Below are 15499 nucleotides of genomic sequence, written 5' to 3'. Positions count from 1 at the left end.
GACTCGAGGTGAGACCATGACACTATCCATTTACTATCAGAGTGAAGAGACGTCTTTACAAGTTGCGTCTGACGTCAATCACGTTCCTGATGAAGCACAATTTATTTGGTATGATTTCGCTCAACCGACTGCTTCGGAGAATCGCATACTAGAATCGCATTTTAACTTTAATAAACTTGAAATTGATGATACAGTGAATGAGACACCACGGGCGAAATTTAAGGCTTACGATACTTATCAATACATGGTCTTACATAGTATCGATGTAGAGACGTATGCACCACGAGCGTTAAATATCTTTACTATAGGACGGACACTCGTGACTTATCATCATCACGAGATAGAGAGTGTAGCGCAGGTGCTCAAAGATCTTCAGTCTACTGAGAGAGAATTGAATAATCAACAAGTCGCGTTGCACCTGCTCGATGATATGGTAGATCGATACTTTGAACCCGTTTACCACATTGAGGATAGGGTCTATCACTTTGAGGAGGCGCATGTTGATGATACGTCGAATCAGAAATTGATGGATCGGGTCTTTCAACTACGTTCGACGATGATCAAGTTGAAGCGGATTGTGTATCCGATGCGCGAACTCGTGGATACTGTAATGAAAGATGGAGACTTTGGTAACACAGAACGTCAGCAACTTTATATTCAACATGTCAACGACCATTTGATTAAGCAACGCAATATATTGCAGTTAGCTCAAGAGATGACGGACGAAATTCGTGCGAACTACGAGTCGTATACCTCGTTCAAGATGAACAGTGTGATGCAGGTCTTGACGCTCGTGTCTGTGATATTCCTGCCATTGACGTTAATCACAGGTATTTACGGTATGAACTTTGCTTATATGCCAGAGCTCAAGTGGCACTATAGTTATTTCGTCGTCTTAGGCGTGATGTTGTTGATTGCGGTAGGCTTTGTGATTTATTTTAAAAAGAAAAAGTGGTTCTAAAGGTAAGCCAGTAGCCTTGAAATGAGAATTATGATAACGAGAGGGAAAGTAGGGCAATTATGAGTGATTTGAAGAGAGAACAACGTAAAAATGAACACGTGGAGATAGCGATGGCGCAACAAGATCAACCTGTGTCAGACTTCGATAAGATTCGATTTGTGCATCATTCTATCCCTTCTATCGACGTTGAGGATGTCGATTTAGCTACGCATTTCGGTGACTTCAAGCTCTCTTCCCCCTTATATATCAATGCGATGACAGGTGGAAGCGAGTGGACGAAACAAATTAATGAGAAGCTCGCACGTGTGGCGCGAGAAACAGGTTTAGCTATGGCAGTAGGTTCAACACATGCTGCTTTGCGTAATCCGGACATGGCACCGTCTTTCCAAGTTGTTCGCGAAGTAAATCCAGACGGCGTCATCTTTAGTAACGTTGGTGCAGATGTGCCAGTGGATAAAGCAGTGGAATCGGTGCGAATGCTAGATGCACAAGCATTACAACTTCACGTTAATGCGCCGCAGGAACTCGTGATGCCTGAAGGTAATCGTACGTTCTCTACGTGGATCGAGAATGTTAAGGCTATCGTTGAAACGGTAGACGTTCCTGTCATTATCAAAGAAGTCGGCTTCGGTATGAGCAAAGAGACGTTGAAACAGTTGTATGAGGTCGGAGTACGCTATGTAGACGTGAGTGGTCGTGGCGGAACTAACTTTGTAGATATTGAGAATGAACGCCGTGATCTTAAAGATATGAGTTATTTATCTAATTGGGGACAGTCGACAGTAGAATCCTTACTTGAAAGTACGGGGTATCAGAATTCGATGAACATCCTAGCAAGTGGGGGTGTACGCACACCGCTTGATGTCGTGAAATCTTTAGCATTGGGAGCACGAGCAGTAGGGATGTCTCGACCATTTTTAAATCAAGTGGAAGAACATGGTGTAGATGGCGCGATTGAATATGTGAACGCTTTCCATCAACACATGAAGAAGATTATGACGATGCTGGACGCGCGCACAGTAGATGCGTTGTCGCATGCGGATAAAGTATTGAGTCCTGATTTATTAACATGGATTGAACAACGTGATTTGAAACTGTAGTGGTAGAGTTGTAAATTGAAGCAGTATAAAAAGGAAGGTGACAACGTTTCGAGATGTTGTCACCTTCCTTTTATGCATTTTACCGAAATGATGAAACGATTAATGCACGAGATTGATGAAGCCCATGATAATCGGCATCGCGAGTAAGTCAATTAAGAACGCGCCGACAATCGGAACGACGAGATAGGCTTTCGGAGACGCACCAAATTTCTTGGTAATCACGTCTAAGTTCGCCATCGCATTCGGTGTCGCACCGAGCCCATGACCGATAAAGCCACCGATCATAACTGCTGCATCATAATCTTTACCTAATCCTCTAAAGACGACAAAGATAGAGAAGAGGATGATAAAGATAACTTGAACTGCAACGATGACGATGAGCGGAATCGCTAGGTGATAAATCTCTGTGAGTTTGATACTCATTAAGGCAATCGATAGGAAAAGACCTAGTGAAATATCACTGATGTAGTTCACTATCTTCATATCGATGAGTTCGAAATTACCAAATTCTGAGATGTTACGGACGATCACTGCGATAATCATCGAACCTATATAGACAGGTAAGCTCTGTCCTGTATATTTCGTAAATAAATCTCCGAGATAAGAGCCAATGGCCATACATACTGCCACGACTGCGAATTGAACGAAGAAAACGTTAGTTGTTGACATCTTCTTGTGCAGTTTCTCATTATAATCGACTTCACTGTAGTCTTTCGTTGTTTCTTCGGCATGTTTCGGTTTCAAATTATAATGGTTAATTAAGAATTTAACGACAGGGCCACCGATAAGTCCGCCTGCAACGAGACCAAGTGTAGCAGCGGCTAGTGCAGCTGTAACGGCATTGTCGATACCCATTTCTTGAATTGTTTGACTGTATGCAAGTGCGTTACCGTGACCGCCTTCCATAGACATGGAACCTGCAGTTAAACCGAGTAAACCTGGTATATGTAAAACTTTTGCTAAACCTACACTAATGAAGTTCTGACAAAGCGCCATAATACCACAGAAGATAAAGTATAGAATGAGCACTTTGCCACCTAAGCGTAGTAATTTCAATGAGGCCCCAAGACCGATTGTCGTGAAGAAGGCCATCATAAAGAAGTTCTGGATAAAATCTGAATCTAATTTAATTGTGACGATATCTAAAGATTGTAGTATTGCGACAACGATTGCGAAGATAAGTCCACCGATAACGGGTGCTGGGATACACAATCGCTGTAAGATTGAAACATGATTAACGATAAAGACGCCAAGTAAGAATAATAATGCGGCAAGCGCAAGTGTTGTAATCGCATCTAATTCGATCATGATTCATTCCCCCTTTATATTAAATGTGTAGGTTAAGGTAGGGACAGTGCAAGATATAGATATTAATATGTAAGTGATAAAACGCAGCTTCTTGGGAGATGTTTGTTCTAGTCGGTGTGTAGCGCTTTAGAGTTAAGTCAATGAGTTGTATATCATCGCATGTCTAATCACCTTAAGGCTACGGAATACAATACTAGAAACATAGTATGTAAGATGAGTAAGGGCTTACAAAAACCCATAATAACCATTATACATATATTAATCATATAAATCTACTTTTGGTTATAATATTAAAAATATCTTTACAATGTGAATTTTTATGTCATGACGTATAAGTAGTGGGTGGGATGGTAGGCAAGACGATGTTTAAGTGTAAGGGCTGTTAAGCTACGGAGGGTGAAATAGGAGATCCAATAATAGCGGTAGCGTCGATATTTTGTTGACACTTTAATTCAAAAAAAAGTGATACTACCTCGCGTCGTGGAATAGGTAATATCACTTCATGATTATTATGATAGCGTGAATCTCTTACATCCAAGTTTCGTCAGGGTTCATCATGTCTGACTTGCGCATACGAGACACGAAAGGATTACCTTTAACAGTGAAGCGCAACGGTTTCTCAGTCCATTCGCCTTTTTTTGGAATACCAATACGTGCATCTTCAACAATATCACGCGGATGCTTGCGATGTTTGATATCTATCTTTAAGCGACCTTCGTTTAATCTTGAACCATCTAAGCGACGTGGAACATTGAAAGCTTTCGTCCATTTACCTGGACCATTCGTCAATTCATATCCGTCTTTATTGCGGTTTTCACGCATACGTTCTATTCCTTGTTCGGGTTCGACTGCTCGAATCAAGACACCTTCTGGCACGCCTTCAGTACGAGTGACGAAGTTAATGAGCAGATGCGTGTGCATAACATGTGCATAAATCGTGCCGCCTAATTTGTAGAGTGATTCAACTTTAGGTGTGCGATTACCTTTAAAGCCGTGAGCAGCCTGATCTTGAAAGCCAAGATATGCTTCAGTTTCAACGATGTAGCCTGTATAAGTTTGATCGTCATCCTCATAGATCACTTGCACGCCCAATAAATCTTTAGCGGTTTGAATTGTTTCGTTATTTATAAAGTCCATATTACGAACCTCTCTTTAAACGTATTTATTTTAAAAATTTTAAATTAATGGTTAAAAAGTTTGTTGGTTAATGGTAATATAATGTTGCGCTAGAAGTCAATTTAATGATTTGTAGAGAAAAACATCATGAGGAGTTGAGATATATGACACCTTCTACTACTTTTGGCGAAGCATTTAAAAGTTATTGGAAGAACTACTTCAATTTCAAAGGTCGGGCGAGACGTAGCGAATTCTGGTGGATGGTACTAGGAAATTTCTTTATGGTGATTCCTTTTTTAGCGTTTTATTTAATCGTTATCGTACTAACAATCTTATCAATAATGGCATTGATTACTACTCTAAACTTTATACCTCTTTTAATTATTGGTCTTATTTTTCATGCGACAAAGTATGTATGTTTAGGATATGTCGTCTTAACGTTTATACCTAATTTGAGTTTGCTTATTAGGCGTTTTCATGACATAGGACGCAGTTCAATATGTCCGCTTGTGTTATATGTTACATATTTCATCATAAGTTATATAGTAATATTTGATCCTCTGAATTATTTTGAAAAAGCGAACTTTGAAATTTTGAAGCATGTGCTTATATTAATGACTATTGCTATCGTTATCTTTTTAATTGCATTCATTTCACTAGATAGTAAAAAAGGATGCAACAAATACGGGGATAGCCCGAAGTATCCTTCATCTCAATATGAAGATGAGGATAAAATAAGATTGATTTAATACAAATCATAATCAGAAAAGGAGATGGTGACATGAACAAAGCTGTGGGCTTTGGACAATCATTTAAAAACTTTTGGAAGAATTATGTTAACTTTAAAGGTAGAGCGAGACGTAGTGAATATTGGTGGATGATGTTATGGAATTTCATCTTTTCGCTTCCTTCAATAGTTTTAACAACAATCGGCTATATGTTTTTGTTAGTCGGAGTTATCTCAGATCCAAATGACCCGGATGTTGCACCGATGGCCATTGGATTGTTTATTTTATTTATAGCAGGTATTTATGGTCTTATCTATTTCCTTGCAACTGTGGTACCTAATTTAAGTTTAATGGTGAGACGTTTTCACGATACAGGCCGAGGCACGGCACTTCCGATTATACTTTATATTGTTGCGTGGGTGTTGAGTTTCCTTATGCAAATGTATATTTCTTATTTTGGACAGGACGTAGGCTTAGGTACCCTTATTGTTATTTTTATAGGGGGTATAATCCTTCTTGCTATCTCTATCTACGTGATTGTCATTGCTTGTTTAGATAGTAAAAGAGGCCACAATCCATACGGCGAAAGTAAGAAATATCCTTCCGCACAGTATGGTGATGAATCGAAAGTTACAGTATTTTAAATAAACATTTAAATTGGTAAAGGAGCGAAAAATTCTATGAGATTTGGGCAAGCTTTCAAAAGTTATTGGAAGAATTATGCTAATTTCAAAGGACGTGCACGATCCAGTGAAGTCTGGTGGATGGCACTGTGGAATTTTTTAATGGTGTTGCCAATCATCTTGTATTATATCCTATATTATATTGCTTCTCTTCTTGTACTAACAACGATGGATGACACATTACTTGTGATTATAACAGATACATTTGGTATATTAACGGCATATGTATTTGCATATATTTTGGTTACATTTATACCTAATTTAAGTCTGGTATTGCGACGTTTCCATGATATAGGGCAACATGGTATTTTACAGATAAGTCTTTTTGCAATTACATTTCTGATAAATTCTGTTCTTACCTTTTGGGAGTTCGGCTTAGTTTTACATAGAATGAATTCTTTTGCAATGACCTCTTACGCTATGACTTCTGACGATACGGGTAGAATTATCAATTTAGTATTAGATATTCTTAGCGTAAGTGCGATGTTCCTAAGTTTCATTATGTTTATTTACTTTATCATCATTGCTTGTTTAGATAGTAAAAAGGGACGTAATAAATACGGTGAAAGCACGAAATATCCATCGGCACAATATGGTGACGACTCGAAATTAAGTATCTTCTAATTAGCAATCCTGAAATGTTAGATTTTCCATGATTATTTTAAAAAATGGAGAGTCTAGGGTTTCAGGATTGTTGTATATGATAAGAAAGCGCTTTATAAGTTCAATATATAGAAAAATTGCATACTAAAATTTGTATGTTCGCCTAGAATTAAATTTGACTAAATTGTTACAATATAGTTAAAGGTAAGTAAAATAAATCTGACAATTAAATACTGAAGATAAAGAGAAGTTTCAGAAGATGTTTGAAGAGTTTGATTGAAAGGAAGTAAGGTTATGTTTGCTGAAATTGAACACCAACGTGATGGCTTAGATTTAATCAAGATCAACAACGAGGAAACGAAGATTGTCTTTACGAATTACGGAGCACGTATTGTGTCATGGAAATACGATGACAATAATATCGTGCTAGGGAATGTCGTCGAAGCGGACGAATTCTACCGAGAGAATCCATTCAAGTTTGGTGCTACTGTAGGTCGCTATGGTGGTCGTATTGAGAATGGTCAGTTTCAACTGAACGATACGACTTACCAACTCGAGCAGAATGATGGAGCACATCATTTACATGGTGGTACGAACGGTTTGGATTCACGCTTCTTCGACTATGACATTCAGGAGGAAGCCAACCGCGTAAAGATTATCTTTACGACGCAACTTCGCAGTGAAGAAGATGGATATCCAGGCGATATGGATATTCAAGTCATCCATACGTACGATATGGAACATCGATGGTCAGTAGAGTACAAAGCAACTTCGACTGAACGTACACTGTTTAATCCTATTAATCATGTCTATTTCAATTTGAATCGAGATAATAACGTGATTGATAACCATTATCTTGTGAGCGATAAATTGAACATTTATCCTTTAAATAAAGAACGTTTAGTTCAATCTACACAACCCATCGATTTAACGAGAGAATTCCATACGTCACGTATTCAACTAGATGACATCTTTAATTGTGGTGGCGCGAATATTTGTGATCAGATTAATCAGTTCGGTGGTTTAGATCATCCTTTCGCTCCAGAAGAAGGACGGATGACAGTAGAGAATAATAACTTTTCTTTAGAAGTAGAAACAGATATGCCTAATATCGTGATTTATACTTTAAATGATAGTAAAGATTGGCACAGTAGTTTCAATATTTATAAGCCGCATTCTGGTTTCACATTAGAAACGCAATGTTTGCCTAATGATATTAATATTTTCGGTGAAAAAGCTAAAAGTATTTTAGAAGCAGAGCAACCATTTTACTCAAAAACGTCATATCGTATTACAAAAAAGTAAGGTTTCGTCTAGGACTTTCACACATTCTCATGTACAATAAAGGTAAAATAACGCATGGTAAAGGGGAAACATAATGGATTCGAAACAACTGAAATTGAGCACATTTGACGATGCTTTGAATCACATTCACGACAATATGGTGTTGGGCATTGGCTCTGGGTCAACGATAGAGCTACTCGTGCCTAAGATTGCGGACAAAGTTGAGCGTGAAGGTTTAGATCTCATAGGAGTTTGTACGTCGAATAAGACGGATTATATCGCGAAAGAACGCGGTTTGAAGATCGTTGATGTCAATGATGTCGACCATGTCGATGTTGCGATTGATGGTGCAGACGAAATCGATGGTCATCTCAATCTGATTAAAGGTGGCGGGGGCGCTTTATTTAGAGAGAAAGTGATCGATTCAATGGCACGTAAATTCATCGTCGTAGCGGATGAATCAAAGACAGTCGATTACTTAGGACAAACGTTTAAGCTACCCGTTGAGGTGGACAAATTTAACTGGCTCTTGATTGCGAAGCGAATTGAGAAAGATAAAAATGTCAAAGCGATTCGTCGTATGGCAGATGATGTGCCATTTATTACAGATAATGGGAATTACATTCTCGACTTAGTGCTTTATGACAAGATTAACCCTTATGAAATGCATGAGTATCTTATCCATCTCATCGGTGTGTTAGAAACAGGTTATTTCTTAGATACGGCAGAAGAGGCCATTGTAGGTACGCAAGATGGTGTGAAGATACAGTATAAAGATGAATAAATAGAAGAAAAGCACTCAACTCGTAACAATGAGTTGAGTGCTTTCGTATGCTTAGAAAGTAATATTAGCGACGGTGATCGTGTTCATTTTTTAAGTTAAAAGATGTACGTTCACCATGTGTGTCTGTTGTGCTTTCAGTCTTATCTAGTTCAGTTCTGTCTTTATCAGTTGGACGTTGAATTGTATCTTCACTGTGTTCCACTGAAGCTTGTGCACGTTCGAGTGCATCTGAATCAGATGAAGATGTTGCTTCATCTGACTTTGTTGTTTCTGCTTTCGCTGCTTCCTCTTGTGGTTGTGTTTCTTTTTCTTTTGGTTGTTCTTGAGCTGATGCGTCTTTATTATTTTGACCTTTGCTAGCTTTTGTTGTTACAGCACCAGCAGTTGCGGCTTTAGCTCTATCATCATCTGAAATTGTCTTATCTTTTTTGCTGGTCGTTGATTGTGATTTCTTGTTCTTAGCGCTCGCTTTTTTACTATCATCAGCCGTTTCTAAATCACTGTTATCATTTAAATGATCCATGTAGTTGTTCGCTTCGACTTCGTCTAAACTTTTACGTGTGAAGAGATAAGTCACACCACGAATAATTAACGTTAAGATAATGTATCCTGCAGCCACTACTGTAGTAGCTAACGCGATCACTTTCATAGCGAAGACGTTGCCTAGCTCTTCGTTGAATAGAAAGACGAGACCAAAGGACATCGCTGCGTGGAATAACGTCGCGATGTAAATTGTACGACCTTTCGTAGCTCTGATAAGTTCACCGATTAACATACTGAACGTAAAGGCATAGAGCATGCTATAAAGTGTGTAAGTGAAACTGAATTCTAAATGCACGTTAACGATGGCATAAATAATGCCGACCACGATAGATGCAAAGAATGTATTGAGTTTCGTTTCTAAAGCGTTCTGTAAATAAGAACGGAAGCCAAGTTCGATGATAAAGGCCATAATCAATTGACCGATTAATACCGAAATGACGGATACAGATAAGTCGTCTGCTTGTAATAAGATAAAGCTATCTGCAAACACGTTGAAACTGACCATGCAAAGAATAAAGATCAACGCAGGGAGTATCAACGCGAGAATCATGCGCTCGATAACTTTAAAGCTCAAAGTAAATTTCATGCTTTGTAGTTGTATTTGTCGATGTTTAAAAATGATTATACAAATGATTGCTGCCACGAGTGGTGCAATGGAACGGATATCAAATAGATAACGCTTTACATGAATGGCGCGTTGGAAATCGCCGAGAATCATGTGGAGTACTTCTGTGATTATAAAGAAGATGAAGACCATCATTGCCCACTGGAATCCCGATATTCGTGTCTGTTTCATTATGTACCCTCCAATAAGGTGTTCAAAAAAATTCATTTATTGTCAATTATACATAACAGTGCGTTTTAAATAAAACAGAATAGCGAATTTATCATTGAAATGTAATAGTGTTAACAAAATTTTACCTAAATGAAATATTTAATAGCGAGATGTGACATGTCTATCACACCAGTCTCTCTTGAGGAAAGAAAGTTGGCGGGTTTATTCGCATTGAGTACGGGAAATTAGAAATTGTAAATACAAAGGTGTAAGCGTATACTGAGAGATGTAAAGATTAAAAGGGGGAGCATTATGTATAAAGAACCACAAAAAGATCTTTGGACAGGTCGTTTAGACAGTGAAACGAATCCAAGACAGTTCCGTCATTTCCAAACGGTTAACTTTGGCAATCTGAAAGAAGACGCGTCATCATCACAACGTAGTGGTGTAGGTATGATTGGTTACGCAGTAGACTACGGTGTCAAACTCAATAAAGGTCGCGTGGGTCCGAAAGAAGGCCCGAATGCGATTAAAGGTGCTTTCGCTTCTCTACCGATGTTTGGCGATACAGAAGTGACAGATTACGGCAATGTTGAGCATGAAGATGATCGACCGTTAGAAGAGACACAACAAGAATTTGCGCAACTCGTTTCTCGTTCTATTCAACGTCATCGTCAGACTTTCTTGATTGGTGGGGGACACGATATTGCGTATGCTCAATATCTAGGTATCAGAGATGCATATCCAGATGAATCAATAGGTGTGATTAACATCGATGCGCATTTCGATACACGAGAAGAGTCTGGTTCAACGTCTGGTACGAGCTTTAGACAAATCCTCGAACAAGATGATAATGCTGATTATTTCGTACTAGGTATTCAACAAAGTGCGAATACGCAAGGGCTCTTTGATTACGCAGATGAGAAAAATGTCTCTTACGTCTTCGTAGATGAGCTGTTACATCAAGTTTCTCCTCCGGTTAAGGACAAGATTGAACGTTATATACATGACCACGATGTGATTATGTTTACGATTTGTATGGATGTCATTGATAGTGCCTTTGCACCTGGTGTGAGTGCAGCGGCAGTATTAGGACTTTATCCGCACATCGTGTTAGAGTTGGCCAAACGCATTATTCCAAGTGACAAGGTGTCAACAATTAGTATTGCGGAAACGAATCCGACGTATGATGTGGACAATCGTACGGCGAAGTTGACAGCAAATTTCTTCCATCACTTTATCAGATAATATAGTAAAAATGGTGCAGAAATCATGTGAGGTTTCTGCACCATTTTTCGTGTTAACGTCTATTGAACTCGACGTTGTCTCATTTTTGAGTGAGGAAAAGAAATAGGAGTGTTTACTTGATTCCATTTGGCGATTGTTCTTTAGTACTCACTTTTTCTGATTGTTCCTCATTTAATCTCGTCACCACTTCATCTTTCTACTATATATCCCAGTACTCTTTACTATATTGAATAATGGATTTGACGTTGTCTGAATGCTGACGTTTCTTCAAATAATTGATGTACAATGCTCGGATCATCTTAGGTTTGATTTCAAATGCATCTAAGTCGCGCGCATTATAGGATTGATAGTAGACGCGTGGGAGTACGGCGTAGCCCATGCCACGATGGACGTAGTTCAATGCAGTTTCGAAGCGGTCAGATTCTACGATGATATTGGGGTGAATACCGATGCGTGTACAATAATCATCTAGATGCTTTCGTACTTGTGAACCTTTATTCGGCACGATGAGTGGCAAATTCTCAATCGACATCGACTGCTTACGTGGAAATTCATCTTTAGGCGTGAGCAAGACGTACGATTCTTTGTAAAGTGGGATGGAAGTGATATGTTCATGCTTAATTTCTTCGTTTGAGATCGCGACATGATGATTAAAGTTGAGTAAACTGTCGGTCACTTCATTCATATCGTGAACCTCAGATATCATATAGCGCTGATCTTCATATTCTGCGTGGTGCCGAGCGAGTACTTGAGACATCCACTGACTCGTCGACTCTAGTAACGCAATTTTAATTTTAGGCGTATCACTCAAGTTCAAATCATACATTTTCTCCATCGTTTGTTTGTAATTCTGTACGAGTTTGATTGCGTGATGATAGAACTGTATGCCTTTTTCTGTGATCTGAATTTGCTTTGTCGTTCGGTAAAATAAATCATAGCCAAGCCGCTCTTCCATTTTTTTAATGGTAGCAGTAAGGGAAGGTTGGCTAATATGTAAGAAGTCAGCCGCTTTAGTAAAGCTGTTATTATCAACGACTGCGATGAAATATTCTAATTGAATGATCTTTATCATAAGTCACCTCGACGTCATTTATAGTTTGAGTTTATAAATAATTAGTTTATTTATATTGGTAGTCTATATCTAACTGCGATATAATAAAAGCGTAACGCACTGAAAAATAAGTAAACGAGAAAAAGTGAATAGTTAGAAATTTATGAATTTGTACTCGTTGCTTATCGTTCAACGCAACACGTTAATGTCACTAAGCATCAAGTTAACGCAGCAAGAGAGTGAGAGTGGAATTGTCGAATGACAACTAGAAAGCTTTCACTCACGGAACAAAGGGTTAATTACAATCAGATGAGGAGTGTATATCATGAGAAAGATTCAAGCAAAGAAAGGTTTAGACATCGAATGTAAAGATTGGGAACAAGAAGCAGTATTACGTATGTTATACAATAACTTAGACCCAGAAGTAGCTGAAAGACCAGAAGACTTAGTCGTATACGGTGGTATCGGTCGTGCAGCACGTAACTGGGAATCATTCGAAGCGATTGAAGAAACATTAAGAAACTTAGAGAAAGACGAAACAATGCTTGTTCAATCAGGTAAACCTGTCGCAGTCTTCAAGACACATGATGAAGCACCACGCGTATTAATCTCAAACTCAGTGCTCGTACCTGAATGGGCAAACTGGGATCATTTTAACGAATTAGATAAAAAAGGTTTAATGATGTATGGTCAAATGACTGCAGGTAGCTGGATTTACATCGGCTCTCAAGGTATCGTACAAGGTACTTACGAAACATTTGGCGAACTTGCTAACCAAAACTATGATGGTAAATTAAACGGTACAATCACTTTAACTGCTGGTCTCGGCGGTATGGGCGGTGCGCAACCACTCGCTGTTACGATGAACGGTGGGGTAGTCATCGCTGTTGAAGTGGATGAAACTCGTATCGACAAACGAATCAAGACACGTTACTGTGACGTTAAGACAGATAGCTTAGATGAAGCTTTACGTATGGCTCAAGAAGCGAAAGACAAAGGCGAACCACTTTCTATCGCTTTACTAGGTAACGCAGTAGACGTACACAAAGAAATCTTAGATCGTGACTTCCACATTGATATCATCACTGACCAAACAAGTGCGCATGACCCGTTAAATGGTTATGTACCACAAGGTTACAGTGTTGAAGAAGCAAACAAATATCGTGAAGAAGATCCTAAGAGCTATGTGAAAGAATCTGAAGCATCTATGGCGAAACACGTGGAATACATGCTTGAATTCCAAAAACGTGGCGCTATCGCATTCGACTATGGTAACAACATCCGCCAAGTTGCATACAACAATGGCGTAGAGAATGCCTTTGACTTCCCTGGATTCGTTCCAGCATACATTCGTCCATTATTCTGTGAAGGTAAAGGACCTTTCCGTTTCGCTGCATTAAGTGGTGATCCTAAAGACATCGAACGTGCGGACGAAGAAATGAAGAAATTATTCCCAGAAGATGAGAAATTAAATCGTTGGTTAGACTTAGCTTCTGAAAAGATCGAATACCAAGGTTTACCATCTCGTATCGCATGGTTAGGTTACGGAGATCGTGCGAAGATGGGCTTAGCGTTAAACCGCTTAGTTCGTGAAGGTGAAATCTCTGCACCAATCGTTATCGGACGTGACCATTTAGACTCTGGTTCAGTAGCAAGTCCAAACCGTGAAACTGAATCTATGAGAGACGGTTCAGATGCAGTAGGTGACTGGGCTGTACTTAACGCTTTAATCAACACAGCTGCAGGTGGCTCATGGATTTCATTCCACCACGGTGGCGGTGTAGGTATGGGTTACTCTCTACACGCAGGTATGGTTATCGTTGCTGACGGTTCTGAGAAAGCAGAACGTCGTTTAGAACGCGTACTTACTACAGATCCGGGTATGGGTGTAGTACGTCATGCTGATGCTGGTTATGAAAAAGCAATCGAAGTGGCGAAAGAAAAAGGTATCCAAATACCAACAATTACAAACAAGGGTGATAAATAATGAACGACTTATTGATACAAAATATCGGTCAATTACTGTTACCAAAGTCCACAGATAAACCTTTAAAGGGTAAAGAATTAGACGAACTTGAAATTGTTGAAAATGGTACAGTCGTTGTCAAAGACGGCAAAGTAGTCTACTCAGGACCACACACTGACGAGTACGAAGCAGAGAAGACAATTGATGCGACAGGTAAAGTTGTATCTCCAGCACTCGTTGAAGCGCACACACACTTAGTTCACGGTGGTTCACGCGAACACGAAATGTCATTGAAACGCCAAGGTGTTTCTTACTTAGAAATCCTTGAGCAAGGTGGAGGTATCTTATCTACAGTTGAAGCTACACGTAACGCTTCAGAAGATGAGCTTTTCAAAAAAGCTGAAAAAGATATCTTAACAATGGTAGAACACGGTGTGCTAACAATTGAATGTAAAAGTGGTTACGGCTTAGATAGAGAGAACGAATTGAAACAATTACGTGTTGCTCATCGCTTAGCTGACAAATATGGTTTAAGAATCAAACACACATTCTTAGGACCACACGCAGTACCGAAAGATGCGGAATCTAACCAAGCATTCTTACAAGAGATGATCGATCTCTTACCAGAAATGAAAGAATACGCGGACTTCGCAGATATCTTCTGTGAAACAGATGTCTTCTCAGTAGAAGAATCTAGACGCTATATGCAAGCAGCGAAAGAACAAGGTTTCAAAGTGAAAATCCATGCTGACGAAATCGATCCATTAGGTGGCTTAGGCTTAGCGATCGACGAAGGTGCGATTTCAGGTGACCACCTCGTTGCTTCAAGTGACGAAGACAAAGCGAAGTTAAGCGACAGCGAAACAGTAGCAGTCTTATTACCAGGTACTACATTCTATCTTGGTAAAGAAGAGTACGCAGACGCTCGTGGCATGATCGACAACAATGGTGCCATTGCGATTGCTACAGACTTCAACCCAGGTAGTTGTGTGACAAACAACCTTCAACTCGTAATGTCTATCGCGGCGTTGAAATTGAAATTAACTCCAAACGAAATTTGGAACGCGGTAACAGTAAACGCTGCGAAAGCTATTGATGCAGATGCAGGTACAATCAACGAAGGGGACACTGCAGATATCGTTGTATGGGATGCACCAAACCACGAATACATTCCATATCACTACGGTATTAACCATGCACAATACGTGATTCAGAATGGTAAAATGATTGCCGACAACACATTTAGCATCGATGCGAAATAAGTTGAGAAAGTGACATCTTTCGACGAAAAAGGCAGTAGAATATAATATATGCTTGAGAATAAATGTGTAGAGGGACTTTCCAAGTGA

14 protein-coding genes are annotated in these 15499 nt (G+C 39.2%); 10 read left to right on the top strand and 4 right to left on the bottom strand.

Features of this window, described 5'->3' with window-relative positions; translation table 11 throughout:
- Positions 1 to 16: 16 nt before the first annotated feature.
- Together corA and fni are read left to right on the top strand one after the other, a co-directional pair.
- Positions 17 to 961: a magnesium/cobalt transporter CorA gene (gene corA, locus CD039_RS07675; protein ID WP_103371820.1), complete on the top strand. Its 945-nt coding sequence runs from the start codon at positions 17 to 19 to the stop codon at positions 959 to 961.
- Between the two features lie 59 nt (positions 962 to 1020).
- Positions 1021 to 2061 carry a type 2 isopentenyl-diphosphate Delta-isomerase gene (gene fni / locus CD039_RS07670; RefSeq protein ID WP_103371819.1) on the top strand — a complete coding sequence of 347 codons (1041 nt, stop codon included), beginning with the start codon at positions 1021 to 1023 and terminating at the stop codon, positions 2059 to 2061.
- A 99-nt stretch (positions 2062 to 2160) separates the two neighbouring features.
- On the opposite strand, the gene gltS is transcribed toward fni, so the two are convergent.
- Positions 2161 to 3369, bottom strand: a complete 1209-nt coding sequence (gltS, locus tag CD039_RS07665; RefSeq protein WP_103371818.1) for a sodium/glutamate symporter — start codon at positions 3367 to 3369, stop codon at positions 2161 to 2163.
- Between the two features lie 528 nt (positions 3370 to 3897).
- The gene (locus CD039_RS07660; protein ID WP_103371817.1) at positions 3898 to 4506 is read right to left on the bottom strand and encodes a DNA-3-methyladenine glycosylase; all 609 of its coding nucleotides are present in this window, start codon (positions 4504 to 4506) and stop codon (positions 3898 to 3900) included.
- Between the two features lie 143 nt (positions 4507 to 4649).
- On the opposite strand from CD039_RS07660, the gene CD039_RS07655 reads away from it, so the two are divergent.
- The 5 genes from CD039_RS07655 to CD039_RS07635 all read left to right on the top strand — a co-directional run bounded on the left by CD039_RS07655 (position 4650) and on the right by CD039_RS07635 (position 8567).
- Entirely contained in the window at positions 4650 to 5234 is a 585-nt protein-coding gene (locus CD039_RS07655; RefSeq protein ID WP_167386240.1) for a DUF805 domain-containing protein, read from the top strand.
- 32 nt (positions 5235 to 5266) lie between these two features.
- Entirely contained in the window at positions 5267 to 5857 is a 591-nt protein-coding gene (locus tag CD039_RS07650; RefSeq protein ID WP_103371815.1) for a DUF805 domain-containing protein, read from the top strand.
- Between the two features lie 36 nt (positions 5858 to 5893).
- Complete coding sequence (locus CD039_RS07645) at positions 5894 to 6520, top strand: DUF805 domain-containing protein (RefSeq protein WP_103371814.1); 627 nt, start codon at positions 5894 to 5896, stop codon at positions 6518 to 6520.
- Between the two features lie 273 nt (positions 6521 to 6793).
- Positions 6794 to 7804 carry an aldose epimerase family protein gene (locus tag CD039_RS07640; protein ID WP_103371813.1) on the top strand — a complete coding sequence of 337 codons (1011 nt, stop codon included), beginning with the start codon at positions 6794 to 6796 and terminating at the stop codon, positions 7802 to 7804.
- Between the two features lie 73 nt (positions 7805 to 7877).
- Entirely contained in the window at positions 7878 to 8567 is a 690-nt protein-coding gene (locus CD039_RS07635; RefSeq protein ID WP_103371812.1) for a ribose 5-phosphate isomerase A, read from the top strand.
- 64 nt (positions 8568 to 8631) lie between these two features.
- On the opposite strand, the gene sdpC is transcribed toward CD039_RS07635, so the two are convergent.
- Positions 8632 to 9906 (bottom strand): peptidoglycan release complex CPBP-like subunit SdpC, encoded by a 1275-nt coding sequence (gene sdpC / locus CD039_RS07630; protein WP_103371811.1) that lies wholly within the window; start codon positions 9904 to 9906, stop codon positions 8632 to 8634.
- Positions 9907 to 10197: 291 nt separating this feature from the next.
- Between sdpC and hutG the strand changes: the two genes are divergently transcribed.
- The gene (hutG, locus tag CD039_RS07625; RefSeq protein ID WP_103371810.1) at positions 10198 to 11133 is read left to right on the top strand and encodes a formimidoylglutamase; all 936 of its coding nucleotides are present in this window, start codon (positions 10198 to 10200) and stop codon (positions 11131 to 11133) included.
- A 199-nt stretch (positions 11134 to 11332) separates the two neighbouring features.
- Here hutG and CD039_RS07620 read toward each other — a convergent pair whose 3' ends face one another.
- Positions 11333 to 12202, bottom strand: a complete 870-nt coding sequence (locus tag CD039_RS07620) for a LysR family transcriptional regulator (protein ID WP_167386248.1) — start codon at positions 12200 to 12202, stop codon at positions 11333 to 11335.
- Positions 12203 to 12509: 307 nt separating this feature from the next.
- On the opposite strand from CD039_RS07620, the gene hutU reads away from it, so the two are divergent.
- Together hutU and hutI are read left to right on the top strand one after the other, a co-directional pair.
- Positions 12510 to 14171: a urocanate hydratase gene (hutU, locus tag CD039_RS07615; protein WP_049407525.1), complete on the top strand. Its 1662-nt coding sequence runs from the start codon at positions 12510 to 12512 to the stop codon at positions 14169 to 14171.
- Positions 14171 to 15412 carry an imidazolonepropionase gene (gene hutI, locus CD039_RS07610; RefSeq protein ID WP_049412317.1) on the top strand — a complete coding sequence of 414 codons (1242 nt, stop codon included), beginning with the start codon at positions 14171 to 14173 and terminating at the stop codon, positions 15410 to 15412. The genes hutU and hutI overlap by 1 nt, the downstream gene beginning before the upstream one ends.
- Positions 15413 to 15499 lie beyond the last annotated feature (87 nt).

The organism is Staphylococcus argensis (genome assembly GCF_002902305.1).
GTDB classification, from domain to species: domain Bacteria; phylum Bacillota; class Bacilli; order Staphylococcales; family Staphylococcaceae; genus Staphylococcus; species Staphylococcus argensis.
This window is presented reverse-complemented; position numbering and strand designations above follow the sequence as displayed.